The sequence below is a fragment of the Bradyrhizobium sp. Ai1a-2 genome (assembly GCF_000426245.1).
Taxonomy (GTDB): domain Bacteria; phylum Pseudomonadota; class Alphaproteobacteria; order Rhizobiales; family Xanthobacteraceae; genus Bradyrhizobium.
Genome location: NZ_AUEZ01000044.1, coordinates 1 through 22672 on the forward strand (window position 1 = coordinate 1; position 22672 = coordinate 22672).

Annotated in this window: 20 protein-coding genes; 6 read left to right on the forward strand and 14 right to left on the reverse strand. The window is 62.9% G+C overall.

Annotated elements, in window-relative coordinates:
* Positions 1–338: 338 nt before the first annotated feature.
* From K288_RS0125250 to K288_RS0125270, 5 genes are all read left to right on the forward strand, one after another.
* Positions 339–1142 (forward strand): crotonase/enoyl-CoA hydratase family protein, encoded by an 804-nt coding sequence (locus tag K288_RS0125250; RefSeq protein WP_027582067.1) that lies wholly within the window; start codon positions 339–341, stop codon positions 1140–1142.
* A 1-nt stretch (position 1143) separates the two neighbouring features.
* Positions 1144–3027 (forward strand): feruloyl-CoA synthase, encoded by a 1884-nt coding sequence (locus K288_RS0125255; RefSeq protein WP_027582068.1) that lies wholly within the window; start codon positions 1144–1146, stop codon positions 3025–3027.
* Between the two features lie 20 nt (positions 3028–3047).
* Entirely contained in the window at positions 3048–3809 is a 762-nt protein-coding gene (locus K288_RS0125260) for an SDR family NAD(P)-dependent oxidoreductase (RefSeq protein WP_027582069.1), read from the forward strand.
* Between the two features lie 9 nt (positions 3810–3818).
* The gene (locus K288_RS0125265; RefSeq protein WP_027582070.1) at positions 3819–4238 is read left to right on the forward strand and encodes a thioesterase family protein; all 420 of its coding nucleotides are present in this window, start codon (positions 3819–3821) and stop codon (positions 4236–4238) included.
* A gap of 92 nt (positions 4239–4330) precedes the next feature.
* Positions 4331–5482: an ABC transporter substrate-binding protein gene (locus K288_RS0125270; protein WP_027582071.1), complete on the forward strand. Its 1152-nt coding sequence runs from the start codon at positions 4331–4333 to the stop codon at positions 5480–5482.
* Positions 5483–5504: 22 nt separating this feature from the next.
* Here the strand turns inward: K288_RS0125270 and K288_RS0125275 are convergent, their stop codons facing one another.
* From K288_RS0125275 to K288_RS0125285, 3 genes are read right to left on the reverse strand one after another with little or no spacing between them, the layout of a single operon-like run.
* Positions 5505–6236, reverse strand: a complete 732-nt coding sequence (locus tag K288_RS0125275; RefSeq protein WP_027582072.1) for an ABC transporter ATP-binding protein — start codon at positions 6234–6236, stop codon at positions 5505–5507.
* The gene (locus K288_RS0125280; RefSeq protein WP_051334716.1) at positions 6233–8002 is read right to left on the reverse strand and encodes a branched-chain amino acid ABC transporter ATP-binding protein/permease; all 1770 of its coding nucleotides are present in this window, start codon (positions 8000–8002) and stop codon (positions 6233–6235) included. The genes K288_RS0125275 and K288_RS0125280 overlap by 4 nt, the downstream gene beginning before the upstream one ends.
* A gap of 6 nt (positions 8003–8008) precedes the next feature.
* On the reverse strand, positions 8009–9049 hold the full coding sequence (locus K288_RS0125285; protein WP_027582074.1) for a branched-chain amino acid ABC transporter permease: 1041 nt from the start codon (positions 9047–9049) through the stop codon (positions 8009–8011).
* A gap of 176 nt (positions 9050–9225) precedes the next feature.
* Between K288_RS0125285 and K288_RS0125290 the strand changes: the two genes are divergently transcribed.
* Positions 9226–9744, forward strand: a complete 519-nt coding sequence (locus K288_RS0125290; protein ID WP_027582075.1) for a MarR family transcriptional regulator — start codon at positions 9226–9228, stop codon at positions 9742–9744.
* A 160-nt stretch (positions 9745–9904) separates the two neighbouring features.
* Here the strand turns inward: K288_RS0125290 and K288_RS0125295 are convergent, their stop codons facing one another.
* The 11 genes from K288_RS0125295 to K288_RS0125345 all read right to left on the reverse strand — a co-directional run bounded on the left by K288_RS0125295 (position 9905) and on the right by K288_RS0125345 (position 22615).
* Positions 9905–11185: a glycerate kinase gene (locus tag K288_RS0125295; protein ID WP_027582076.1), complete on the reverse strand. Its 1281-nt coding sequence runs from the start codon at positions 11183–11185 to the stop codon at positions 9905–9907.
* Positions 11185–12411: an ABC transporter substrate-binding protein gene (locus tag K288_RS0125300; protein WP_027582077.1), complete on the reverse strand. Its 1227-nt coding sequence runs from the start codon at positions 12409–12411 to the stop codon at positions 11185–11187. Before K288_RS0125300 ends, K288_RS0125295 begins: the two co-directional genes overlap by 1 nt.
* A 144-nt stretch (positions 12412–12555) precedes the next feature.
* Positions 12556–13782, reverse strand: a complete 1227-nt coding sequence (locus K288_RS0125305) for an ABC transporter substrate-binding protein (protein WP_027582078.1) — start codon at positions 13780–13782, stop codon at positions 12556–12558.
* A gap of 387 nt (positions 13783–14169) precedes the next feature.
* Positions 14170–15399, reverse strand: coding sequence for an ABC transporter substrate-binding protein (locus K288_RS0125310; protein WP_027582079.1), 1230 nt, complete (start codon positions 15397–15399; stop codon positions 14170–14172).
* Between the two features lie 157 nt (positions 15400–15556).
* Positions 15557–16783 (reverse strand): ABC transporter substrate-binding protein, encoded by a 1227-nt coding sequence (locus tag K288_RS0125315; protein ID WP_027582080.1) that lies wholly within the window; start codon positions 16781–16783, stop codon positions 15557–15559.
* A gap of 215 nt (positions 16784–16998) precedes the next feature.
* On the reverse strand, positions 16999–18228 hold the full coding sequence (locus K288_RS0125320; protein WP_027582081.1) for an ABC transporter substrate-binding protein: 1230 nt from the start codon (positions 18226–18228) through the stop codon (positions 16999–17001).
* A 31-nt stretch (positions 18229–18259) separates the two neighbouring features.
* Positions 18260–19276 carry a branched-chain amino acid ABC transporter permease gene (locus tag K288_RS0125325; RefSeq protein WP_027582082.1) on the reverse strand — a complete coding sequence of 339 codons (1017 nt, stop codon included), beginning with the start codon at positions 19274–19276 and terminating at the stop codon, positions 18260–18262.
* A 2-nt stretch (positions 19277–19278) separates the two neighbouring features.
* On the reverse strand, positions 19279–20157 hold the full coding sequence (locus tag K288_RS0125330) for a branched-chain amino acid ABC transporter permease (protein ID WP_027582083.1): 879 nt from the start codon (positions 20155–20157) through the stop codon (positions 19279–19281).
* Between the two features lie 14 nt (positions 20158–20171).
* Positions 20172–20885 carry an ABC transporter ATP-binding protein gene (locus K288_RS0125335; RefSeq protein ID WP_027582084.1) on the reverse strand — a complete coding sequence of 238 codons (714 nt, stop codon included), beginning with the start codon at positions 20883–20885 and terminating at the stop codon, positions 20172–20174.
* The gene (locus K288_RS0125340) at positions 20882–21679 is read right to left on the reverse strand and encodes an ABC transporter ATP-binding protein (protein ID WP_027582085.1); all 798 of its coding nucleotides are present in this window, start codon (positions 21677–21679) and stop codon (positions 20882–20884) included. The genes K288_RS0125335 and K288_RS0125340 overlap by 4 nt, the downstream gene beginning before the upstream one ends.
* 72 nt (positions 21680–21751) lie before the next feature.
* Positions 21752–22615, reverse strand: a complete 864-nt coding sequence (locus K288_RS0125345) for an IclR family transcriptional regulator (RefSeq protein WP_027582086.1) — start codon at positions 22613–22615, stop codon at positions 21752–21754.
* Positions 22616–22672: the final 57 nt, after the last annotated feature.

The following is a 22672-nucleotide window of genomic DNA, read 5'->3' on the forward strand; positions in this document are numbered from 1 at the left end:
CGGTTGAACCTGTGGTCCTACCCCCGTGCTTTTTGTTGCACGGGACCCACGGGTGCAACCAGCACCCGGCTTTCCCTGCGCCCTCTGTTCAATGAGAGGGTGAAACGAGACGCAAAGCTCGGGCAATCCACGCCGCGAGAATACAGACTCATACCCGCTGTTTGAATCAGACGTAGGATGGGTAGAGCGAAGCGAAACCCATCATTCGCGCAGCCTGCTCCATCGCGATGGGTTTCGCTGCGCTCTACCCATCCTACGGGACCATAACGCGGCATCGTATTGACTCCGCCCGCGATCGTTATAAGATATAACTATTCTGGGAAGGAAACAATAAGACCATGGGAAACGCCGCCTCCGCCGCGACCGAGGATCGCGCGGCGCTGCTGACAATCGAACACAACGGCGCGGTCCTGACCGTGGGTCTCAACCGGCCGGCCAAGCGCAATGCGCTGAACGACGGCATCATGCTGGCGATCCAGGATTGCTTTTCCGACATCCCCGATGGCGTCGGCGCCATCGTCATCCACGGCATCGGCGACCATTTCTCCTCCGGCCTCGATCTCTCCGAACTCTCCGAGCGTGACGCGACCGAAGGCCTGCAGCATTCGCAGATGTGGCACCGGGTGTTCGACCGCATCCAGTACAGCCGCGTGCCCGTGATCGTCGCGCTGAAGGGCGCCGTGATCGGCGGCGGGCTGGAGCTTGCCTGCGCCGCGCATATCCGTGTCGCCGAGCCTTCGGCCTATTTCGCGCTGCCCGAGGGACAGCGCGGCATCTTCGTCGGCGGCGGTGGCTCGGTGCGGCTGCCGCGCCTGATCGGCGTACCCCGCATGATCGACATGATGCTGACGGGCAGAGTCTATTCCGCGACCGAAGGCGCGGCCTATGGCTTCGCACAATACCTGACCGACGCGGGCGGCGCGCTGCCGAAAGCGGTCGAGCTCGCCGAGCGCATCGCAGGGAATGCGCCGCTGACCAATTTTGCCGTGCTGCAGGCGCTGCCGATGATCGCCGAAGCCAATCCGCAGACCGGGCTGTTGATGGAATCACTGATGGCGACGGTGGCGCAGAGCGACAAGGAAGCGAAACGTCGAATCCGCGAATTCCTTGAGCACAAGACCGCGAAAGTGAAGCCGACCTGAGATGAGCGCCAGACCCGACATGTCAGCGCCAGTCAAAGATGCCACCCCGCGTCCGCTGCGCGCGATATCGTTCGGCAATCCCGAAGTCACTATCGAACGGCGCGACGATGGCACGATCTATCTTCGCCCACGCAGCAAGCTCCTCGACTATCCGCAGCGCATCACCGATCGGCTGCATCATTGGGCCGAGGTCGCCCCCCACCGCGTGTTCATGGCCGAGCGAGCGGCCGGCGGCGCGTGGCGCGAGCTCACCTACGCTGGGCTGCTCGATGCTGCCAGGCACATCGCCTCCGCACTGATCGCCCGCGGCCTGTCGGCGGAAAAGCCGCTCGTGATCCTCTCCGGCAATTCGATTGATCACGCGCTGCTCGCGTTCGGCGCGCTGTATGCCGGCGTGCCGTTCTGCCCGGTCTCGCCGGCCTATTCGCTGATATCGCGCGATTTCGGCAAGCTCGGCTTTGTGATGAAGCTCCTGACGCCCGGCCTGGTCTTTGCCGACGACGCCGACAAGTTCGCCGACGCCCTGTCTGCGAACGTTGCGCCAGAGATCGAGATCGTCGCCACGCGCGGCGACCTTCCCGGCCGCGTCGTGACGAGACTTTCCGACCTGCTGGCAACGCCCGAGCATCCGCTTCTCGACGCCACGCACGAAGCGGTTGCACCGGATACGATCGCGAAATTCCTATTAACCTCCGGCTCGACCGGCAATCCGAAGGCCGTGATCAACACCCAGCGCATGCTCTGCGCCAACCAGGTGATGCTGCGCGAGACGCTGGCGTTCCTCAAGGACGAGCCACCGGTGATTGTCGACTGGCTGCCCTGGAATCACACCTTTGGTGGCAACCACAATATCGGGCTGACGCTGTTCAACGGCGGCTCGATGTATCTCGACGAAGGCAAGCCGATGCCCGGCGGCATCGAGGCCACCGTGAGTAACCTTCGCGAGATTTCGCCGACGGTCTATTTCAACGTACCCAAGGGCTATGAATCGCTGCTGCCCTATCTGCGCGACGATGCCGGCCTGCGCGCGAAATTCTTCGGCCGCCTGCACGCGATGTTCTTCTCCGGCGCGGCGCTGTCGCCCTATGTCTGGAACAGCCTCGACGAGCTTGCGGTGCGCGAGACCGGCTTTCGCGTGCCGATGCTGACCGGGCTCGGCGCCACCGAGACTGCGCCGTTCTTCATGTCGGTACGGCCCGACACCAGCCGCTCCGGCCATGTCGGCCTTCCCGTATCAGGCAACGAAGCCAAGCTGCTGCCGAACAACGGCAAGCTGGAAGTGCGCGCCAGGGGACCGAACGTCACCCCTGGCTATTGGCGCCAGCCCGAATTGACCGCCGCGGCCTTCGACGAAGAAGGCTTCTACAAGTTCGGCGATGCGCTGAAGCCGGTCAAAGCGGATGATTTCGATGCCGGCTTCGATTTCGATGGCCGCATCGCCGAGGATTTCAAGCTCGCCAGTGGCACCTGGGTCAGTGTCGGCCCGCTCCGCGCGCGCTTTATCGCTGCCTGCGCACCGCTGGTGCGCGACGTCGTCATCGCCGGCATCAACCGCGATGAAATTGCCGCGATCGTGATCCTGGATCTCGACGGGTGCCGTATCATCAACCCGGTGCTGTCGACCAACGACATCGCGGCCGCCGCGGCCGATCCGCTGGTCCGCGCCGCTTTCCGGGAGCGCTTCGCCCGCTTCCTCACGAGCGCCACCGGATCGTCGACCCGGATCACCCGCGCGATCCTGCTCGATGCGCCACTCTCGATCGATCGCGGCGAGGTCACCGACAAGGGCTCGATCAACCAGCGCGCTGTGCTGGAGCATCGCGCAGCGCTGATCGAGGCGCTTTATGCCGACGTTCCGCCGGCACACGTCATCACATTGAGCTGAGTTCTATAAAGGAGAGGACCATGCAGTTGAAGGATCAGGCCGCCATCGTCACCGGCGGCGCATCGGGACTGGGCGCCGCGACCGCGCGCCGGCTCGCCGCGCAGGGCGCCAAGGTCGCTGTATGCGACCTCAACGCAAAGCTGGCCGAGAGCGTTGCGGCCGAGATCGGCGGCGTCGCCGTGATCTGCGACGTGTCGGACGCGGCCTCCGCCGAAGCCGCCGTCGCCGATGCCGCCAAGGCGCACGGCCCGGCGCGCATCCTGGTCAACTGCGCTGGCATCGGCGTGGCGAAGCGCGTAATCGGACGCGATGGCCCGATGCCGCTCGGCGATTTCGACAAGGTGATCAAGGTCAACCTGCTCGGCTCCTTCAACATGCTGCGGCTTGCGACTGCGGCGATGGTGAAGCTCGAGCCGCTGTCGACTGGCGAGCGCGGCGTGGTGATCTCGACCGCGTCGATTGCCGCCTATGACGGCCAGATCGGCCAGGCCGCCTATTCGGCTTCCAAGGGCGGCATCGTCGGCATGACATTGCCGATCGCGCGCGAGCTCGCGCAGTTCGGCATTCGTGTACTGGCGATCGCACCCGGCCTGTTCCTGACGCCGCTGCTCGCGGGTTTGCCGCAGGAGGCGCAAGACTCGCTGGCCGCCTCGATCCCGTTCCCGCACCGGCTCGGCGACGCTAACGAGTTCGCCTCGCTGGCGCTGCACATGATCGACAATCCCTACCTCAACGGCGAGGTGGTGCGGCTCGATGCCGCGCTTCGCATGGCGCCGCGCTGAGGCTTTGTAATGTTCGTGCACCGGCGCGATGTGCAAATCCAGTGGGGCGACTGCGACCCCGCCAACATCGTCTATTACCCGCGCTATTTCGCTATGTTCGACGATTCGACCTCCATCATGTTCGAAGCGGCCTGCTTCTCGAAACAGGACATCATCAACAACTACGGACTGGTCGGCATTCCCATGGTCGACACGCGGGCGAAATTCTACATCCCGTCGACGCATGGCGACTGGATTACGATTGAAACCCGGGTGGAAAGCATCAAGCGCTCGAGCTTCGAAGTGACACACAAGGTGTTCAAGGGCGAGGCGCTGGCGATCGAAGCTTTCGAGACCCGCGTCCTCGTCGGCCGCGATCCGAACGATCCCTCAAAATTGAAGTCGGCGCCGTTTCCGCAGGAGATCATCGACCGTTTCATGAAAGGCTGATTTGAGTGCGCTGTCCCATTGACCTAAAGAAGGGGCTGGATTGGCCTCGTTAGTTGCTTACACCGACAAGAATAATTCCAAGGGAGGACTGAATGAAGAAAGCTTATCTCGCCGCGGCTGCGCTGGCTGCGGCGCTGGCGCTGCCGGGCTCGTCGGCATCCGCGCAGAGTAACGAGATCGTCATCGGCATCTCGATCTCGACCACGGGGCCTGCGGCAGCGCTCGGCATTCCCGAACGCAATTCGCTCGATTTCGTGCCGAAGGAGATCGGCGGCGTACCGCTCAAGGTGATCGTGCTCGATGACGGCGGCGACCCGACCGCCGCCACCACCAACGCGCGGCGCTTCGTCACGGAATCGAAGGCCGACATCATCATGGGCTCCTCCACCACCCCACCCTCGATCGCAGTCTCCACCGTCGCCAACGAGGCCAGCATCCCGCATTTCGGGCTGGCGCCATTTCCGATCAACGAAGCGCGCGCGAAATGGTCGGTCGACATGCCGCAGTCGATCCCGATCATGGGCAAGGTGCTGTACGAGCACATGAAGGCGCATGGCATCAAGACCGTCGGCTATATCGGCTATTCCGATTCCTACGGCGATCTCTGGGTCAACGACTTCAAGGCGCAGGCGGTGCCGATGGGCCTGCAGATGATCGACGAAGAGCGCTTTGCCCGGCCCGACACTTCGGTCGCGGGCCAGGTGTTGAAGCTCGTCGCCGCCAATCCCGACGCGATCCTGGTCGGTGCCTCCGGCACCGCGGCGGCCCTGCCGCAGAGCGCATTGCGCGAGCGCGGCTACAAGGGCTTGATCTACCAGACCCATGGCGCTGCCAGCATGGATTTCATCCGCATCGCCGGCGCCGCGGCGGAGGGCGTCATCATGGCGTCGGGCCCAGTGATGTCGCCGGAGAGCCAGCCGGACAGCGCACTGACCAAGAAGCCGGGGCTCACGCTCAACACCGCCTACGAAGCCAAATATGGCGCCAACAGCCGCAGCCAGTTCGCCGGCCACTCCTACGACGCCTTCGAAGTGCTGAAGCGCGTGATCCCAGTCGCGCTGAAGGCCGGCAAGCCCGGCACGCCGGAGTTCCGCGAAGGCATCCGCCAGGCGCTGATGAGCGAGAAGGAAATTGTCGCCACGCAAGGCGTCTATAACTGGACTGAAAAGGATCGCTACGGCCTCGACGATCGCTCGCGGATCCTGCTGACGGTGAAGGACGGCAAATACGTCCCGGCGATGTGACGATGCGTGGCGGGAGCGCGGATCAAACCGCGCTCTCGCCTTCATGCTGGAAGCCGAGATAGCTCGCGGCGACGCGCTGGTTCCTCGCGATGTCCCTGGCCGCTCCGCTGAGCACGAATTCGCCGAGCTCCATCACATAGGCGCGGTCGGCGATCTGCAGCGCGGCCTGGGCGTTCTGCTCCACCAGCAGCACCGATACGCCGGCGGCGCGAAGCTCGCCGATGGTGCGGAAGATGTCGGCGACGATGATCGGCGCAAGTCCGAGGCTCGGCTCGTCCAGCATCAGGAGCTTCGGCGCCCCCATCAGCGCGCGCCCCATCGCCAGCATCTGCTGCTCGCCGCCGGACAGCGTGCCGGCGAGCTGTTTGCGCCGCTCCTGCAGCCGCGGAAACAGGCTGTAGACGCGCTCGAACGACCGTGCCGCAGTCGCCTTGGCGATCCGGAATGCGCCGAGCTGCAGATTGTCCTCGACATTCATGGTCGCAAACAATTCGCGGTGCTCGGGCACGAGGCTCAGGCCCGCCGCGACGCGGTCCTCGATGTCGAGCGTGGCCATGTCCTTGCCTGCGAACATCGTGCGGCCCTTGAGCGGCAGGATGCCCATGACGGCGTTGAGCAGCGTGGTCTTGCCGGCCCCGTTGGCGCCGATGATGGTGACGATCTCGTTCTCGCCAACTTCGAGCGAGACGCCGCGTACGGCTTCGACCTTGCCATAGGCGATATGCACGTCGGAGACCGACAACAATGCGCTCATGCCGCCGCTCCGAGATAGGCCTTGATGACCTCGGGATTCTTCTTGATCGCCTCCGGCGTACCTTCCGCGATCTTGGTGCCGAAATCGAGCACGACGATGCGGTCGGCGAGGTCCATCACAAAACCCATGTCGTGTTCGACCAGGAGCACCGACATGCCGCCGTCGCGGAGTTGCCGGAGCAGCGCCGCAAGCCGCTGCTTCTCCATATGCCGCAGCCCCGCGGCGGGCTCGTCGAGCAGAAGCAGCATCGGGTCGACGCAGAGTGCGCGGGCGATCTCGACGATGCGCTGCTGGCCGAGCGAGAGCGAGCCTGCGAGCTGGTCGATCTGGTCGGTGAGCCCGACGCGCTCGATCTGCCGCGCGGCTTCCGCGAGCAGCCTTGCTTCATCCGCGCGGTCGAGCCGGAACATGCTGGCGACAGCGCCAGAGGCCCCGCGCAGATGAGCGCCGATCGCGACATTCTCCAGCACGGTCATGTCTGGCACCAGCTTGACGTGCTGAAAGGTGCGGGCAACGCCGAGCTTCACCACTTCCTGCGGCGGCGCGTTCTCGACCTTCCTGCCAAGCACGGAGATGGCGCCGCTTGTTGCAGTCAAGACGCCCGTGATCAGGTTGAAGGTCGTGCTCTTGCCGGCGCCGTTGGGACCGATCAGCGCCACGATCTCGCGGGCCTTGACGTCGAAGCTGACGTCGTTGACCGCGGTGACGCCGCCGAATTGCTTGCGCGCCTTGTCGAGCTGCAGGAGCACTGCAGACGTCGTCGGTGCACGCTCGCGGGCAGGCAGCGTCAACGAGGTGTCCGGCGTCTTGCGGGCCGCCTTGAGCGGCAGCCGCGCCATCAGCCATGGCCAGACGCCGGATGGCGCGAGCTGCAGCAGCATCACCAGGAGGATGCCGAATACGATGGTCTCGAGCTGGCTCTGGCCGCCGAAGATGTAAGGCAAATAACTCTGCAGCACTTCCTTCAAGATCACGACGATGCCGGCGCCAAGCACCGCGCCCCAGACATAGCCGGCGCCGCCGACGACGGCGATGAAGAGATATTCGATGCCGGCCTGCGGACCGAACGGGGTGGGGTTCGCCGCACGCTGGAAATGCGCATAGAGCCAGCCGGAGAGGCCCGCCAGCACCGCGGCGTAGATGAACACCAGAAGCTTGGCGCGCGGCGTCTGCACGCCGAAGGCTTCGGCCGCGATATGACCGCGCCGCAGCGCGCGGATGGCGCGGCCGGTGCGCGAGTCCAGGAGGTTCAACGTCAGCACCGCCGATATCAAGACCGCGATCCAGATCGCATAGTAGATCGCGCCGGGGCTCAGCATCTTGAAGGAGCCGATCGCAAGCGGCGGGATACCGGAGATACCGTCATTGCGCCCGAGGAATTCGAGCTTGCTGAAGAGATAAAACAGCGCGATGCCCCAGGCGATGGTGCCGAGCGGCAGATAGTGACCGGACAGTCGCACCGTGACGATGCCGAGCAGCACCGCGGCGATGCCGCTGACCAGGAGCGAGAGCGGCAGCGTCAGCCAGGGCGAGACGCCATAAGCAGTCGTCAGCACTGCCGTCGTGTAGGCGCCGAAACCGCAGAACGCCGCCTGCCCGAACGAGGTGAGCCCGCCGACGCCGGTGAGCAGCACCAATCCCATCGCCACCAATGCGGCGAGACCGATATTGTCGAGCAGCACGATCCAGAATGGCGGGATGCCCGGCACCAGCGGGATCAGCGCCATCACGAGAGCGAAGATGATGAGAGGCAATCGCTGCGTCATCACCGCTCAATCCTTCTCTTCTTCCACCGCAGGAGCCGCGAGCGAACGCAGCACCAGGACGGGCAGGATCAGCGTGAAGACGATGACTTCCTTGAAGTTGCTGGCATAGAACGAGGAGAACGCCTCGACGACGCCGACGAGAATGGCAGCGACGGCCGTCAAGGGATAGCTGACCAGACCGCCGATGATCGCCGCGATGAAACCTTTCAGGCCGATCAGGAAGCCGGTGTCGTAATAGAGCGTCGTGATCGGCACGATCAGGATCCCCGAGATCGCGCCGATCAGCGACGCCAGCAGGAACGCGATCTGGCCGGACAATGTGGTGCGGATGCCGACAAGTCGGGCCCCGAGGCGATTGACGGCGGTGGCGCGCAGCGCCTTGCCGGTCAGCGAGTAGCCGAAGAACAGCCAGAGCGCGATGATGAAGGCGACGGTGAGGCCGTAGACCGCGAGGCTCTGGCCGGTGAAGCGGAGCGAGCCCGCCGCCAGCGCGACGTTGGAGAGCGCCGGTCCGCGCAGGCCCTCGGCGCCGAAAAAAACGAGGCCAAGGCCCTGCAGCGCGAGGTGGCAGCCGACGGAGGCGATCAACAGCACCAGCACCGACGTGTGCGCGATCGGCTGGAACGCGATGCGGTAGAGGAACAGCCCGATCGCCGCCACGATCAGAAGCGCAAGCGCGATGTTGACGGCGATCGGCGTCTTCGGCCCCGCCAGCGCATAGGTCAGCAGGCAGACGGCCAGCGGAAAGACGATGTCGACGGCGACAGCGCGCGCGACCAGGCGCGCATGCAGCGACTTCCGCGCAAAGAACAGGTCGAGGCCGAACGCCACCAGGCCCATCGCGACCGCGAGCTTCGCGGTGCCCGGCACCTGGCCGGTCGCAAGCATCGCATAGCTCAGCGCGCCATAGGTGACGAACTCGCCCTGCGGGATCAGGATCACGCGCGTGACCGCGAACACCAGGACCAGAGCCAGCCCCAGCAAGGCGTAGATGGCGCCGTTGGTGATGCCGTCCTGCAGCAGGAACAGCATGATCGTCGTGTTCAAAGCCGAGCGCTCCCCCCTCACGCGGCGGGCCGGTCGACGCTTCGCAGCGTTCGATCGTCCGGTGTCGGCTGTTGAAAGCTGCCGACGTTTGATATATCGGATAACAATTATCGAGTATAATCTCAAGAGGCCGACCTTCGGCCACACCTTTCTATCGGGATTGCGAGCCTCGAGCGATGACCGTTTCCAAGACCGCCGCCGATGCCGCCAAGGTATCCCGCCCCGTGGCCGGGCAGGATCTTGACGCTTCGAGCGACGATGGCCTGCTGCAGCTTGGGGAACTGTCGGGGCTGCTCGGCTATTCGCTGAAACGCGCGCAGCTCAGGGTGTTCGAGGATTTTCTGCGCTGCGTCGCGCCCTTGCAACTCACGCCGGCACAATTCTCGGTGCTGCTGCTGCTTGACCAGAATCCCGGCCGCAATCAGACCGAGATCGCCAATACGCTCGGCATCCTGCGGCCGAATTTCGTGGCGATGCTCGACGCCCTGGAGAGCCGCGAACTCTGCGCGCGCATGCGCTCCGCAAGCGACCGTCGCTCCCACATTCTCGTGTTGACCGACAAGGGCCGCGCGGTGCTGGCGCGCGCCAAGAAGCTGGTCGCCAACAAGCATGAGGCGCGGCTGATCGAATTGCTGGGACCCGAGAGCCACGCGGCGCTGCTCGAGATGCTGGCGAAGATCGCGCGCGAGTTTTGAGGGTGGAGCTACGTAGGATGGGAAGAGCGAAGCGAAACATCAGCTTCGCGACAACCTGCCCGAATGATGGGTTTCGCTTCGCTCTACCCATCCTACGATGTCGTCCCGGCTCAAGGCCGGGACGACGACGGACTTACGGCGAGAATGACGGCTGCGAGCGTCAGTCCACCAAAATGACGCGGACGTCGTTGACGTTGGTCAGCGTCGGGCCGGTCAGGAGCAGATCACCAGTCTTTTCGAAGAAGCCGCTGGCGTCGTTGTTCTGGAGATAGGCCCTGGGATCGAGGCCCTGCGATTTCATCTTGGCGAACGTGCTGTGATCGATGACGGCGCCGGCTGGGTCGCTGGCGCTGCCGGCGCCGCCGTCGGCGCCGTCCGTGTCTGCTGCCAGCGCCGAGATATCGGTCATGCCCTTGAGCAGGTCGGCGAGCGCGAGCGCGTATTCCTGATTGGGGCCGCCGCGGCCATTGCCGCGCACGGTGACAGTGAGTTCGCCGCCGGACAGGATGGCGACGCGCCTGCCCTCGCTGCGGGCCGCCAGCGCGAGCTGCGCATGCGCGGCGGCAACGTCGCGCGCTTCGCCTTCGAGATCGGCGCCGAGTTCGATGGTCGCATAGCCCGCCTCGCGCGCGACCTTGACCGCGGCCTCGATCGAGGCCTTCGGCTTCGCGATCAATTCGAACGTCGCGCGCGCAAAAGCGGGATCGCCCGGTTTGCAGCTTTCATTGCCGAGATCGTCGAGCGCACGGCGAACGGCGTCGTCGACGGCAAGGTTGTATTTGGCAACGATGGCACGTGCATCCGCAAGCGTGGTCGGATCGGGCACCGTGGGGCCGGACGCGATCGCGGAAGGATCGTCATGCGGCACGTCGGAAATCGCGAGCGTCACGATCTCGGCCAGCTTGCCTGCCCGTGCCAGGCGGCCGCCCTTGATCCGCGACAGGTGTTTCCGCACGACATTCATTTCGCCGATCGGCGCGCCCGAACGGAGCAGCGCGCGGTTCACCTGCTGCTTCTGCGCAAAGCTGACGCCGTCGACCGGCGCGATCCAGTTGGCGGAGCCGCCGCCGGACAGCAACACCAGCAAAAGATCATCAGCGGTCGCCGTCGCCGCAAGGCGCAGCGTATCGTCGGCGGCCTTCAGCCCGGCCTCGTCTGGTACCGGATGGCCAGCCTCGACCACCGTGATCCGGCGGGTCGGCACGCCATGGCCGTGGCGGGTGGTCGCGATCCCCGTCAAGAGCGCCGGATCGAGTTCCAGCGCGTCGAGATAGTGCCGCTCGGCTGCCGCCGCCATGGCGGCGGCGCCCTTGCCCGCGGCAAGCACAATCACCCTCCCCTTCGGCACCGGACGCAAATGCGGTGCCAACACGACATCAGGATGGGCGGCAGCTACCGCCGCATCGAAAATCGCGCGCAGGAGAGGGCGTCGGTCTGTCATCAGTTACCAGAGATCTCGCCGCTGATGACTTCGCCGAACAGCTGCCAGCGTTCACCCTTGAACTGCATCAATTGCAACTGCTCGATCGGCATGTAATCAGTCGCGCTCGTGGTCAGCGTCACGCCCGGTAACAGTCCGCCCTGCGCGAATTGCTTCAGGCTTTGCGCCTGCTTCATGACATTCTCCCGGGTCAGGTTGTCGCCGCAGCGACGGAGCACCTCTACCATGGTAGTCGCAAGGTTGTAACCGGTCATCGCAGAAGAGTCGATGCGGTTCATCTCGGGAAGATATTTCGCGAGCAGATCGTCGAACGCCTTGATGCCGGGATCGCTGGCCCACTGGGGATCGCTGACGTCCTTGGCATAAGCCGCCGAAATCACGCCCTGCGAGTTCTCAACCCCCGCCGGCTTCATCACGGCCGCGGTCGAGGCGCTGACGTTGGAGATGATCGTGACCGGCTTCCAGTTCATCTCGCCGAGCTTCTTGATCGCCTGCGCGCCGAACTTCGGCGTGGTGTAAAGCACCAGAACGTCGGGATTGACCGATTTCATCTTCACAACGTGCGAATCGACAGTCGGCTCCGAGACCTCGTAGCTCTCCTCCGCGACGATCCGCGAGGCGTCTGCGCCGAACCCGTCCTTCAGGCCCTTCAGATAATCTTTGCCCATATCGTCGTTCTGATAGAGCACGGCCACTTTCGCGCCAGGCTTCTCCTTGCTCAGGTATTTCGCGTAGATGCGCGCTTCGCTCTGGTAGCTCGGCAGCCAGCCCATGGTCCAGGGGAAGGTCTTCGGCTCGTTCCACTTGGTCGCGCCGGTGGCGACGAAGAGCTGCGGCACCTTCTTGCTGTTGAGATATTTCTGGATCGCGGTGTTGGGCGCGGTGCCCAGCGTGCCGACCAGCAGCAGAACCTCGTCGCTTTCCACCAGCTTGCGTGCCTGCTCCACCGTCTTCGGCGGGCTATAGGCATCGTCATAGGAGATGAAGTTGATCTTGCGGCCGTTGATGCCGCCCTCGTCGTTGACCTTCTTGAACACCGCAGCGATTGCCTTGCCGACGCTACCGTAAGCGGAAGCCGGCCCGCTATAGGGCACGATGTTGCCGATCTTGATCTCGGTGTCCGTCGCACCGGTGTCATATTGCTTCTGCGCAAGCGCGGCAGAGGCAGTCGTAGCGGCTACGGCAAGGCCGAGGAATGCGGTCGCAAGGCGGCGTCGGGTCAACATGGGTATAGGACTCCTTCGGAGCAGAAGCTCCCCGTTCTGGTGCACTGCATTCATAGCGCGGAAAAGAATGTTCGCAACAAAAAGCCCCTGCGATCCTGTCGCAGGGGCTTTGCGTGCTTAACTTCGGGTAACTGCTGGAAGAATCTAGCCGCCGACGTCAGCGCTGATGACGTCGCCGAACAATTCCCACTTATCGCCTTTGAACTTCATGAGCTGAAGCGAGCTGATCGGAGCAAAGTCATTTGATCCGGTGTTGATCTTGATGCCGGGCAGCAGGACTTCGGTACGGAAATCCTTCAGGCTCGCCGCCTGCTTCATGACGTTCTCGCGCGTCAGGTTGTCGCCACACTGCTTCAACACCTGAACCAGCGTCTGCGCCACGCCGTAGCCGACCACGGTACCGCCGTCGAGCTTGTCGCCTTCCGGAAAATCCTTAGCCATGAAGGCATAGAATTCCTTCATGCCGGGATCGTTGTCCCACTGCTTGTCGGAGGCGTCCTTGAGGTAGGCGGCGGAGACGATGTCCTGGGCGTTCTCGAAGCCGGCGGGCTTGAGCACGCTGCCCACGGAAGCCGAGACGTTATTGAGGAAATGCAGCGGCTTCCAGCCGATCTCGGCGTTCTTCTTGATCGCCTGCGCGGCAAACTTCGGCGTCGTGATATTGATGAAGATGTCGGCGCCGGTCGACTTGAGCTTGACCATATGGGAATCGATGGTCGGCTCGGAGGTCTCGTAGCTTTCCTCGGCAACGATCATGCTGGAGGCCTTGGGGCCGAGCCCGTCCTTCAGGCCTTTCAGATAGTCCTTGCCGTAGTCGTCGTTCTGATAGAGCACCGCGATCTTGGCGTTCGGGTAGTTCTTCAGAATGTATTTGGCGTAGATCTGGGTTTCGCTCTGGTAGCTCGGCTGCCAGCCCATGGTCCATGGGAAGTTCTGCGGATCGTTCCACTTGGTGGCCCCGGTGGCGACGAACAGCTGCGGCACCTTCTTCGAGTTCATGTATTTCTGGATCGCGGTATTCGGCGGCGTGCCGAGCGAATTGAAGATGAACAGCACCTCATCGCTTTCGACCAGCTTGCGCGCCTGCTCCACCGTCTTCGGCGGAGAATAGGCGTCGTCGTAGGAGACGAAATTGATCTTGCGGCCATTGATGCCGCCGGCGTCGTTGATCTTCTTGAAGTAGGCGGCCTCGGTGCGACCGATCACGCCATAGGCGGAGGCCGGCCCGCTGTAGGGCATGATATTGCCGATCTTGATCTCGGTATCCGTTGCGCCTGAATCGTATTTCTTCTGTGCCAAGGCACCGCCGGCGGACGAAGCAAGCAGGCCGAACGCAGCCGAAAGAATCGCGAGTTTTTTGATAACGGACATTCCGTCTCTCTCCCTTTTGGATGACATTGATGCTGTGTCATGGCTTTCTTGATCCGAAAGCTCTTGGTGTTAGCGGTAGTGCTTACCACCTTGCCGACATTGCCTCAACAAAAAGCCCCTGCGGCAAAGCCGCAGGGGCTGCATCTTTAGTAGTCATGTACTCGCAAGCCGCCGCGGCGCGATGAGCTCGGGTCGAATTGCGTCCGCGACGAACACTGCGCCCTCTCCCGCCTGCGGGAGAGGGGTTGGGGTGAGGGTGTCTCCGCGATGGGACTCTTCGTGGGGAGAGAGCCCCCACCCGCTGCGCAAGGGCGCAGCGACCTCCCCCGCAAGCGGGAGAGGTGAACAAGCTCGCGTATAGACTGATTCAACCAAATGACATCAGGATCAGCCGCCGACGTCGCCGCTCAGGATGTCGCCGAAGCGCTCCCAGGTGTCACCCTTGAATCTCATGAGCTGCAGTTGTGCGAGCGGCGCGAAGTCGGTCGGCGACGTATTCACCTTGATGCCGGGCAACAGCCCGCCGAGCTCGAGGTCGCGGATGCTGGCGGCCTGCTTCATGATGTTCTCGTGGGTCAGGTTGTCGCCGCAGGCCTTCAGCACATGCACCATGCCCTGCGCCACCGTGTAGCCGTACATGACCGCGGCGTCGGAGCGGTTGGCCTCGGGATAGTATTTATCGAGGAATTCGTTCCAGGCGATCATGCCGGGATCGTTCTTCCACTGCGGATCGGTCGGATCCTTCAGGTAGTTCGACGAGATGATGTCCTGCGCATTCTCAAGGCCGGCCGGCTTGAGCACGCTGCCTACGGAGGACGAGACGTTGTTGAGGAAGTGCAGCGGCTTCCAGCCGATCTCGGCGTTCTTCTTGATCGCCTGCGCCGCAAATTTCGGCGTAGTGATGTTGAAGAAGACGTCGGCACCCGACGACCAGAGCTTCACAATGTGGGAGTCGATGGAGGGTTCGGAGACTTCGTAGCTTTCCTCGATCATGATCATCGAGGCCGCCTTGCTGCCGAGGCCGTCCTTGAAGCCCTTCAGGTAATCCTTGCCGTAATCATCGTTCTGGTAGAGCACCGCGATCCTGGCGTTCGGATGGTTCTTCAGGATGTACCTTGCGTAGATGATCGACTCGCTCTGGTAGTTAGGCTGCCAGCCCATGGTCCAGGGGAAATCTTTCGGGTCGTTCCACTTGGTGGCGCCGGTGGCGACGAAGAGCTGCGGCACCTTCTTCTGGTTCATGTATTTCTGGATCGCCGTGTTCGGCGGCGTGCCCAGCGAATTGAAGATGAGGAGCACCTCGTCGCTCTCGACCAGCTTGCGCGCCTGCTCCACAGTCTTCGGCGGAGAGTAGGCGTCGTCATAGGAGATGAAGTTGATCTTGCGGCCGTTGATGCCGCCCTCGGCATTGATCTTGTTGAAGTAGGCCGCCTCCGTCTTGCCGATCACACCATAGGCGGAAGCCGGTCCGCTGTAGGGCATGATGTTGCCGATCTTGATCTCGGTGTCGGTGGCGCCGACGTCATATCTCTTCTGGGCGAGCGCGTGGCCGCTGCTCACGGCCAGCAATGCGACGGCGGCCGCAAGGGCCCCCAGCCGCAAATGGATGGCAGACATTGGGATCTCCTTGGGATCATGGTGGATGTGTCATGTTTTTTGGATTGGGAGCACTTTCCGGCTCCTGCCGGCATTGAATACCTTTCACCTGGTCCCGGCAACAAAAAGCCCCCGCGATGCGCGGGGGCTGCGAGCGGCGGATGCCGCCGCGACACCATCAATGACCGAGGGCGCCGCTCATGATGCCGCCGAACAACTCCCACTTGTCTTTCTTAAACCGCATCATCTGGAGTTGCTTGATCGGCGCGAAGTCGGTCGGCGATGTGTTGATGGTGATGCCGGGCAGCAGCGTATCGGGCGCAAACTCCTTCAGGCTCGCGGCCTGCTTCATGATGTTGGCGCGGGTGAGATCGTCGCCGCACATCTGCAGCACCTTCACCATCGTTTGCGCCGCGCCGTAGCCATAGACCACCGCGTCGTCGCGACGATCGGCTTCCGGATAATATTTGTCCAGGAAGGCAAAGAGCCGCTTCATGCCGGGATCGTTGTCCCATTGCGGGTCGGCGCCATCCTTGGCATAGGCCGCCGACAGGACGCCCTGCACATTCTCGAAGCCGGCGGGCTTCATGGCACCGCCGACGGAAGCGGAGACGTTGGATACGATCTGCAGCGGCTTCCAGTTGAGCTCCGCGACATTCTTCATCGCCTGAGCCGCGAATTTCGGCATGGCGATGTTGATGAAGACGTCGGCGCCCGCCGCCTTCAGCTTGGCGATGTGGCCTTCCATCGACGGCTCGGACGTCTCGTAGCTTTCTTCGGCAACGATCATCGCCGCCCTCTCGCCGAATCCGTCCCTCAGGCCTCTCAGGTAATCCTTGCCGAAATCGTCGTTCTGATAGAGCACGCCGACCTTGGCATTTGGCTTCTCCTTCAGGATGTACTTGGCATAGATGCGCGCCTCGCTCTGGTAGCTCGGCTGCCAGCCCATGGTCCACGGAAACTCTTTTGGCTGGTCCCACTTGCTGGCGCCGGAGGCGACGAAGACCTGCGGCACTCCCTTGCCGTTCATGTATTTCCGGATCGCGAGGTTGGTGACCGTGCCGAGCGAGTTGAAGATCAGGAGCACTTCATCGCTCTCCACGAGCTTGCGCGCCTGCTCCACCGTCTTCGACGGGTTGTAGCCGTCGTCATAGCTGATGAATTTGATCTTGCGACCGTTGATGCCGCCCTCGGCGTTGATCTTGTTGAAATAAGCCGCCTGGGTCTTGCCGATCACGGCATAGCCGGAAGCCGGTCCGCTATAGGGCATGATGTTGCCTATTCTGATCTCGGTGTCGCTGGCGCCGCTATCGTACTTCTTCTGAGCAAGCGCATCGCCGGTGGTGGCGGTGATCAGGGCGAGCACGGCTGAAAGGGCAGTCAATCGCAAGCGCACGGCAGTCATTCGTTTCATTCAGCCTCGAGTGGATGCGTTTCTTGGAACTCCCATGGAGGGCATTCAATGCGGTTGTCGCATCGTCAGTCAACAAAAAGCCTCGCGGCTTGCGCCACGAGGCTCGTTATGCGTCTCTTGCACTGCAACCTTAGAGCATGATCCGGAAAAGTGGATACCGGTTTTCCCTCGCGACAAACGCGAAGCGTTTGCGCGGAGATCACGCTCTAGTCGGTGGGGATGTCGCCGCTGATGATCTCGCCGAACAGTTCCCACTTCTGTCCCTTGAACCGCATCATCTGAAGCTGGCTGACCGGGGCGAAGTCGGTGACAGAGGTGTTGATCTTGACACCCGGCAGCAACGTGTCGGGCACAAAATCCTTCAGGCTCGCGGCCTGCTTCATCACGTTGGCGCGGGTCAGATCGTCGCCGCACGTCTGCAACACTTTCGCCAGGGTTTGTGCAGCGCCGTAGCCGTAGACCAGGGCGCTATCGGTCTTGTCGGCGCCCGGCATGTATTTGTCGAGGAACTCGTTCCACTTTTTCATGCCGGGATCGTTGGCCCATTGCGGGTCTGAGCCGTCCTTGGCGTAGGCCGCCGACAGCACGCCCTGGCCGTTCTCAAATCCTGCCGGCTGCATCACGCTGCCGACCGAGATCGAGACGTTGGTGACGATCTGCAGCGGCTTCCAGCCGAGTTCGGCGGTCTTCTTGATGGTTTGCGCTGCGAATTTCGGCGTGGCGTAGATCAACAGCACGTCCGGATTGGCGGCCTTGATCTTGACGATGTGCCCGTCGATCGACGGCTCGGAGACCTCGTAGCTCTCTTCCAGGGTGATCATCGAGGACGCCTTGGCGCCAAGGCCATCCTTGGTGCCCTTGAGATAGTCCTTACCGAAATCGTCGTTCTGGTAGAGGATCGCGACCTTGGCGTCCGGCTTCTCCTTCATCAGCCATTTCGCGTAGATATGCGCTTCGCTCTGGTAGCTCGGCTGCCAGCCCATGGTCCACGGGAAGTTCTTCGGGTCGTTCCACTTGGTCGCGCCGGTGGCCACGAACAATTGCGGGATCTTCTTGGAGTTCAGGTATTTCTGGATCGCGGTGTTCGAGGGCGTGCCGAGCGGGTTGAAGACAACAAGGACTTCGTCGCTCTCGACCAGCTTGCGCACCTGCTCGACCGCCTTCGGCGGCGAATAGGCGTCGTCATAGGTGATGAAATTGATCTTGCGGCCGTTGATGCCGCCCTGATCGTTGATCATCCGGAAATAGGCTTCCTCGGTCTTGCCGATCGCGCCATAGGCGGACGCAGGTCCACTATAGGGGATGATGTTGCCGATCTTGATCTCGGTGTCGGAGGCGCCGGTATCGTATTTTTTCTGGGCGAAGGCGCTGCCGGAAGTGGCAGCAAAAGCGATGACCGCCGCCGAAAGCACGGCGGTCCGTAGTTTGAAGGGCATTGTCTCTCCTAAAGTCTCTCTTCTTGGTTCTTCAGTTCTTCTTGAGTTTCGCCGCCAGTTGCTGGGCAATGAGGGCGACCTGCCGGGCGCCATGCGGCACCAGGAAGATGACGAGGAACAGGAGCACGCCGAACACGGCGCCGGAGAGACCCTTGGAAATGCCTTCAGCAATATTCGGCACGAAGATGATGAAGGCGGAACCGACGATCGAACCCGGCAGCCAGCCGACGCCGCCGACCACCATGCCGAGGAACAGCGAGATCGCGAGCGTGATGGTGTAGCCGTCCGGCGCCACGAACTGCACCGCGATGGCGCCTAAGCCGCCGGCGACGCCGGTGATGCCGGCGCTGACGCCGAAGGCCAGCGTCTTGTACAGCGAGACGTCGACGCCCATGGCGGAGGCCGCGATCTCGTTGTCCCGGATCGCCATGAAGGCGCGGCCCGAGCGCGAGCGCAGCAGATTGACCGAGGCGATGTAGATCCCGATCGTGATCGCCAGCGTGAAGTAGTAGAGCCACATGTCCTGCGACAGCGGCAGGCCGAACGGCGCATCCGGCTTGGTCACCACCAGGCCCTGCACGCCGCCGGTCCAGTGCTCGAAGAAGCCGAGCTTCAGGAGCTGCGGCATTGCCGTCGCCAGGGCAAACGTGGCCAGCGCGAGATAGACGCCGGAAAGCCGCAGCGCCGGCTGGCCGAACAGGAAGCCTGCCGCGAAGCAGATCACGCCCGCGACCGGCAGGGTCAGCGCGTAGTTGACGTTGAAGTGCTCCATCAGGATCGCCGTGGTGTAGGCGCCGATGGCGTAGAACGCGCTCTGGCCGAGCGAGAACTGCCCACTGCCGCCGGTCAGGATGTTCAGCGCCAGCACCGCGAGCCCGTAGATCAGGAGCATCGTCATCTGGAAGATGATGAAGTTCTTGACGAACAGGGGCGTCAGGATCAGGGCCGCCAGCACCACCAGCGAGGTGCCGTAGCCGAGTGTCATCGCACGCTTCGGAACCGCCTCGACGGCCGGGGCTTCGGTTACAACTTCTTCAGCCGCGCTCATGATCAGACTCGCTTCACGATGGGCCGGCCAAACAGCCCAGCCGGTTTGACGACCAAGACGGTGATGATCAGCGCAAGGGCGATCGGGAGCTTGAGCTCGTTGCCGACCCCGGGAATGTAGGTGCCGGCGAGGTTCTCGAAGATGCCGACCAGGAAGCCGCCGATCACGGCACCGAGCGGCGAGCTCAATCCGCCGAGCACCGCGGAAGCGAAACCGTAGATCAGGACGCCGCCCATCATGTTCGGCTCCAGGAACACCACCGGCGCGATCAGCATGCCTGCGATGGCGCCGATCGCCGAGGCCATGCCCCAGCCGAGCGCGATCATCCAGCTCGTGTTGATGCCGACCAGCCGCGCCGATTCAGGCAGCGAGGCGGCCGCTCGCATCGCAAGGCCGATGCGGGTGAACTGGAAGAAGAAATAGAGGGCGGCCAGGAGCAGCAGGGTGACGCCGATCATGCCGGCCTGGTGGGTCGAGATAAGCTGGCTGCCGAGGAAGGGCGAGGAGCCGAACGGCGTCGGATATTGCTTGATGGTGAAATCCCAGATCAGGCCGGCGACCGAGTTGACGATCGCAAACAGCGCGATGAAGCCGGCGACGTTGGTGAGCACCGGCGCCTTCGCCAAGGGCTTGAACAGCAGTCGCTCGATCAGGATGCCACCGGCGAAGGAAAGGATGACGGTGAGGATGAACGCCCACCAATAGGGCACGCCCCATTGCATCATCTGCCAGGACATGAAGGTGGAGAACATCGCCATTTCGCCTTGGGCGAAATTGAGATGGTCGATCGCCTGGTAGATCATCACGACGGCGAGCGCCATGCAGGCGTAGATCGCGCCCGTGGCGATGCCGGCCAGGACTTGGTTGGCAAAAAGCTCCATGGTCCTCGCTCCCGTTAGTAACCCAGATAGGATTTACGGACGTCTTCGTTGTTGGCGACGTCCTTGGCGTTGCCGGACATCACGATGCGCCCGGTTTCGATCACATAGGCATGGTCGGCAAGCTCAAGCGCGAGCTGCGCGTTCTGCTCGACCACGAGGATGGTGACCTTGTCCTCGCGGTTGATCTTGCTGAAAATGCGGAACAGGTCGCGCACCACCAGTGGCGCAAGGCCGAACGACGGCTCGTCCAGGAGCATCAGCCGCGGCCGCAGCATCAGCGCACGCGCGACCGCGAGCATCTGCTGCTCGCCGCCCGACAGCGTCCCGGCCTGCTGGGTATAGCGCTGCTTGAGCACCGGGAAGTGGTCGTACATGCGCTCGATATCGGCGACGATGTTCTTCTTGTCGCCGCGCGTGATGGCGCCAAGCTGCAGATTCTCCTCCACCGTCATGTTGGTGAAGGTGCCGCGGCCCTGCGGCACATGGGCAATGCCGAGGCGGACGACATTTTCAGTCGAACGGCTGCCGATCGGCTTGCCCTGGAACTCGATCACGCCGGTTGAGCGCACCATGTTGCAGATCGCCCGCAGCGTCGTGGTCTTGCCGGCGCCGTTGGCCCCGAGCAGCGTAGTGAGCGAACCTTCGTTCAGGGAGAAGCTGAGGCCGTGAAGCGCCTGGACCTGGCCGTAATAGGCGCGCAGGTCCTTGACGTTGAGCATCGTCGTCATTGGTCCTTGCTCCCGAGATAGGCCTTGATGACGTCGGGATCGGCCTGGACCTGGGCCGGCGTCCCTTCGGCGAGCTTGCGGCCGAAATTGAGCGCGACGACGTGGTCGGCTGTCGACATCACCATGCCCATGTGGTGCTCGACCAGGAGCACGGTGATCCTGCGCTCGTCGCGGATCTTGCGGACGAGATCGCCGAGCACATAGACCTCTTCATGGTTGAGGCCGCCGGCCGGCTCGTCGAGCAGGAGGATCTTCGGATCGGCCGCAAGTGCGCGGGCCAATTCGACGCGCTTCTGGGTGCCGAAGGGCAGGCCCGAAACGATGCTGTGGGCGACATCCTCGAGATCGAGATAGGCCAGGATATCGTGGACCTTCTTGTTGACCGAAGCCTCGGTGCGCCTGATCCAGGCGAGCTTGAGGGAGTCGCTGATGATGTCGCTGGAGGTGCGCGCATGGGTGCCGACGCGCACATTGTCCATCACCGAGAGATTGGGAAACAGCGCGACGTTCTGGAAGGTGCGGCCGATGCCGATCTCGGCGATCTTGTGCGGCGGGCGGCTCAGGATGCTGACGCCTTCCATCAGGATGTCGCCGGAGCTCGGCTGATAGAGCCGGGAGAGGCAATTGAAGAGCGTCGTCTTGCCGGCGCCGTTCGGCCCGATCAGCCCCAGGATCTGGCCCTGATGCATGTCGAACGAGACGCCGTTCAACGCGACGATGCCGCCGAACACGACGCTGACGTCGCGAACCGCGAGCAGTGGCGCATGACCCTGCGCGAGTTGTGCCTGCGTCATCTCGTCTCGCCCGCCCGCTTGAGAGGGCGAAGAGCGCCGCGCGAGCGAACGCGTCGGCGATGAAGAAGGCTGTCAGATGCCCTCGGCCACACGTGCAACTTTCCCTCCTGATCTCGACTTTTTGCTTTCAGCTTTTCTGGATTGCGGCGCCACCCCACCGAGCGCCTGCTCGATGTTCCTTACCATCGCGACAAGGCGAGGTCCAATATCGTTGAGCAACCGGTCTTCCGTAAAGCGGAATGCCGGTGCGCCACAATTGAAGGCATACGGACCGGTTCCGTCATTCAGCTGTAATGCCACGCCGACGGCATGAACATCGTCCTGCCATTCGCCAGCAGAAATTGTAAAACCACGCTTCGCCACCAATTCGCCCGAGCGTTCGATGCCGTCGCGCATCTTCGGCCAGCGGCTGCCGTAATGGTCGCGAAGCTCGCGCAGCAAGGCAGTGCGCTCGTCGTCCGGCAACGCCCAGATATAGGCGCGCCCCATCGCAGTGGTCGCTATTGGTATTCGCGAACCGACATCGAGCTGAACGCCGAGCGTAAGGCCGTTCCGGCACTGTCCGAAATAAATCATGCTGAGCCGGTCGCGACCGCCAACCGCGACCGCGCCACCCGTCGCGCGCATCACTTCCTCACGATACGGCTCGGACAAATGCCGGACGCCGAGATTGGCAAGCGCGGCATAACCCAGCGCCATGGCTGAGGGCGCAAGCTGGTACTTCTCGAAACGCGGGACGGGTGTAAGGTAGCCGAGTTTGGTCAACGTGTAGGTCAACCGTGAAATGGTTGGCTTCGGCAAATTGGTGCGGGCCGCAATCTCCTGATTGCCAAGAAGCCCGTCATTGGGACGGAATGCGCGCAGGACTTCCAATCCACGGGAAAGCGCGACCACAAAATTGCGATCGGTCGCCGCCTTCTTTCCTGAACGCTTCATTCCCTGTCACTTTGTCGATCTCGTTGACAAGGGACGTGCTTCAAAATAACCCTCCCT

Bases quoted from the DNA above. Each gene is read 5' to 3' on its own strand.
- K288_RS0125305 (WP_027582078.1), bottom strand. From the start codon at position 13,782: ATGTCCGTTATCAAAAAACTCGCGATTCTTTCGGCTGCGTTCGGCCTG.
- K288_RS0125310 (WP_027582079.1), bottom strand. From the start codon at position 15,399: ATGTCTGCCATCCATTTGCGGCTGGGGGCCCTTGCGGCCGCCGTCGCA.
- K288_RS0125340 (WP_027582085.1), bottom strand. From the start codon at position 21,679: ATGACGCAGGCACAACTCGCGCAGGGTCATGCGCCACTGCTCGCGGTT.
- K288_RS0125300 (WP_027582077.1), bottom strand. From the start codon at position 12,411: ATGTTGACCCGACGCCGCCTTGCGACCGCATTCCTCGGCCTTGCCGTA.
- K288_RS0125250 (WP_027582067.1), top strand. From the start codon at position 339: ATGGGAAACGCCGCCTCCGCCGCGACCGAGGATCGCGCGGCGCTGCTG.
- K288_RS0125345 (WP_027582086.1), bottom strand. From the start codon at position 22,615: ATGAAGCGTTCAGGAAAGAAGGCGGCGACCGATCGCAATTTTGTGGTC.
- K288_RS0125255 (WP_027582068.1), top strand. From the start codon at position 1,144: ATGAGCGCCAGACCCGACATGTCAGCGCCAGTCAAAGATGCCACCCCG.
- K288_RS0125315 (WP_027582080.1), bottom strand. From the start codon at position 16,783: ATGACTGCCGTGCGCTTGCGATTGACTGCCCTTTCAGCCGTGCTCGCC.
- K288_RS0125290 (WP_027582075.1), top strand. From the start codon at position 9,226: ATGACCGTTTCCAAGACCGCCGCCGATGCCGCCAAGGTATCCCGCCCC.
- K288_RS0125320 (WP_027582081.1), bottom strand. From the start codon at position 18,228: ATGCCCTTCAAACTACGGACCGCCGTGCTTTCGGCGGCGGTCATCGCT.
- K288_RS0125270 (WP_027582071.1), top strand. From the start codon at position 4,331: ATGAAGAAAGCTTATCTCGCCGCGGCTGCGCTGGCTGCGGCGCTGGCG.
- K288_RS0125260 (WP_027582069.1), top strand. From the start codon at position 3,048: ATGCAGTTGAAGGATCAGGCCGCCATCGTCACCGGCGGCGCATCGGGA.
- K288_RS0125325 (WP_027582082.1), bottom strand. From the start codon at position 19,276: ATGAGCGCGGCTGAAGAAGTTGTAACCGAAGCCCCGGCCGTCGAGGCG.
- K288_RS0125275 (WP_027582072.1), bottom strand. From the start codon at position 6,236: ATGAGCGCATTGTTGTCGGTCTCCGACGTGCATATCGCCTATGGCAAG.
- K288_RS0125265 (WP_027582070.1), top strand. From the start codon at position 3,819: ATGTTCGTGCACCGGCGCGATGTGCAAATCCAGTGGGGCGACTGCGAC.
- K288_RS0125280 (WP_051334716.1), bottom strand. From the start codon at position 8,002: ATGACGCAGCGATTGCCTCTCATCATCTTCGCTCTCGTGATGGCGCTG.
- K288_RS0125335 (WP_027582084.1), bottom strand. From the start codon at position 20,885: ATGACGACGATGCTCAACGTCAAGGACCTGCGCGCCTATTACGGCCAG.
- K288_RS0125330 (WP_027582083.1), bottom strand. From the start codon at position 20,157: ATGGAGCTTTTTGCCAACCAAGTCCTGGCCGGCATCGCCACGGGCGCG.
- K288_RS0125295 (WP_027582076.1), bottom strand. From the start codon at position 11,185: ATGACAGACCGACGCCCTCTCCTGCGCGCGATTTTCGATGCGGCGGTA.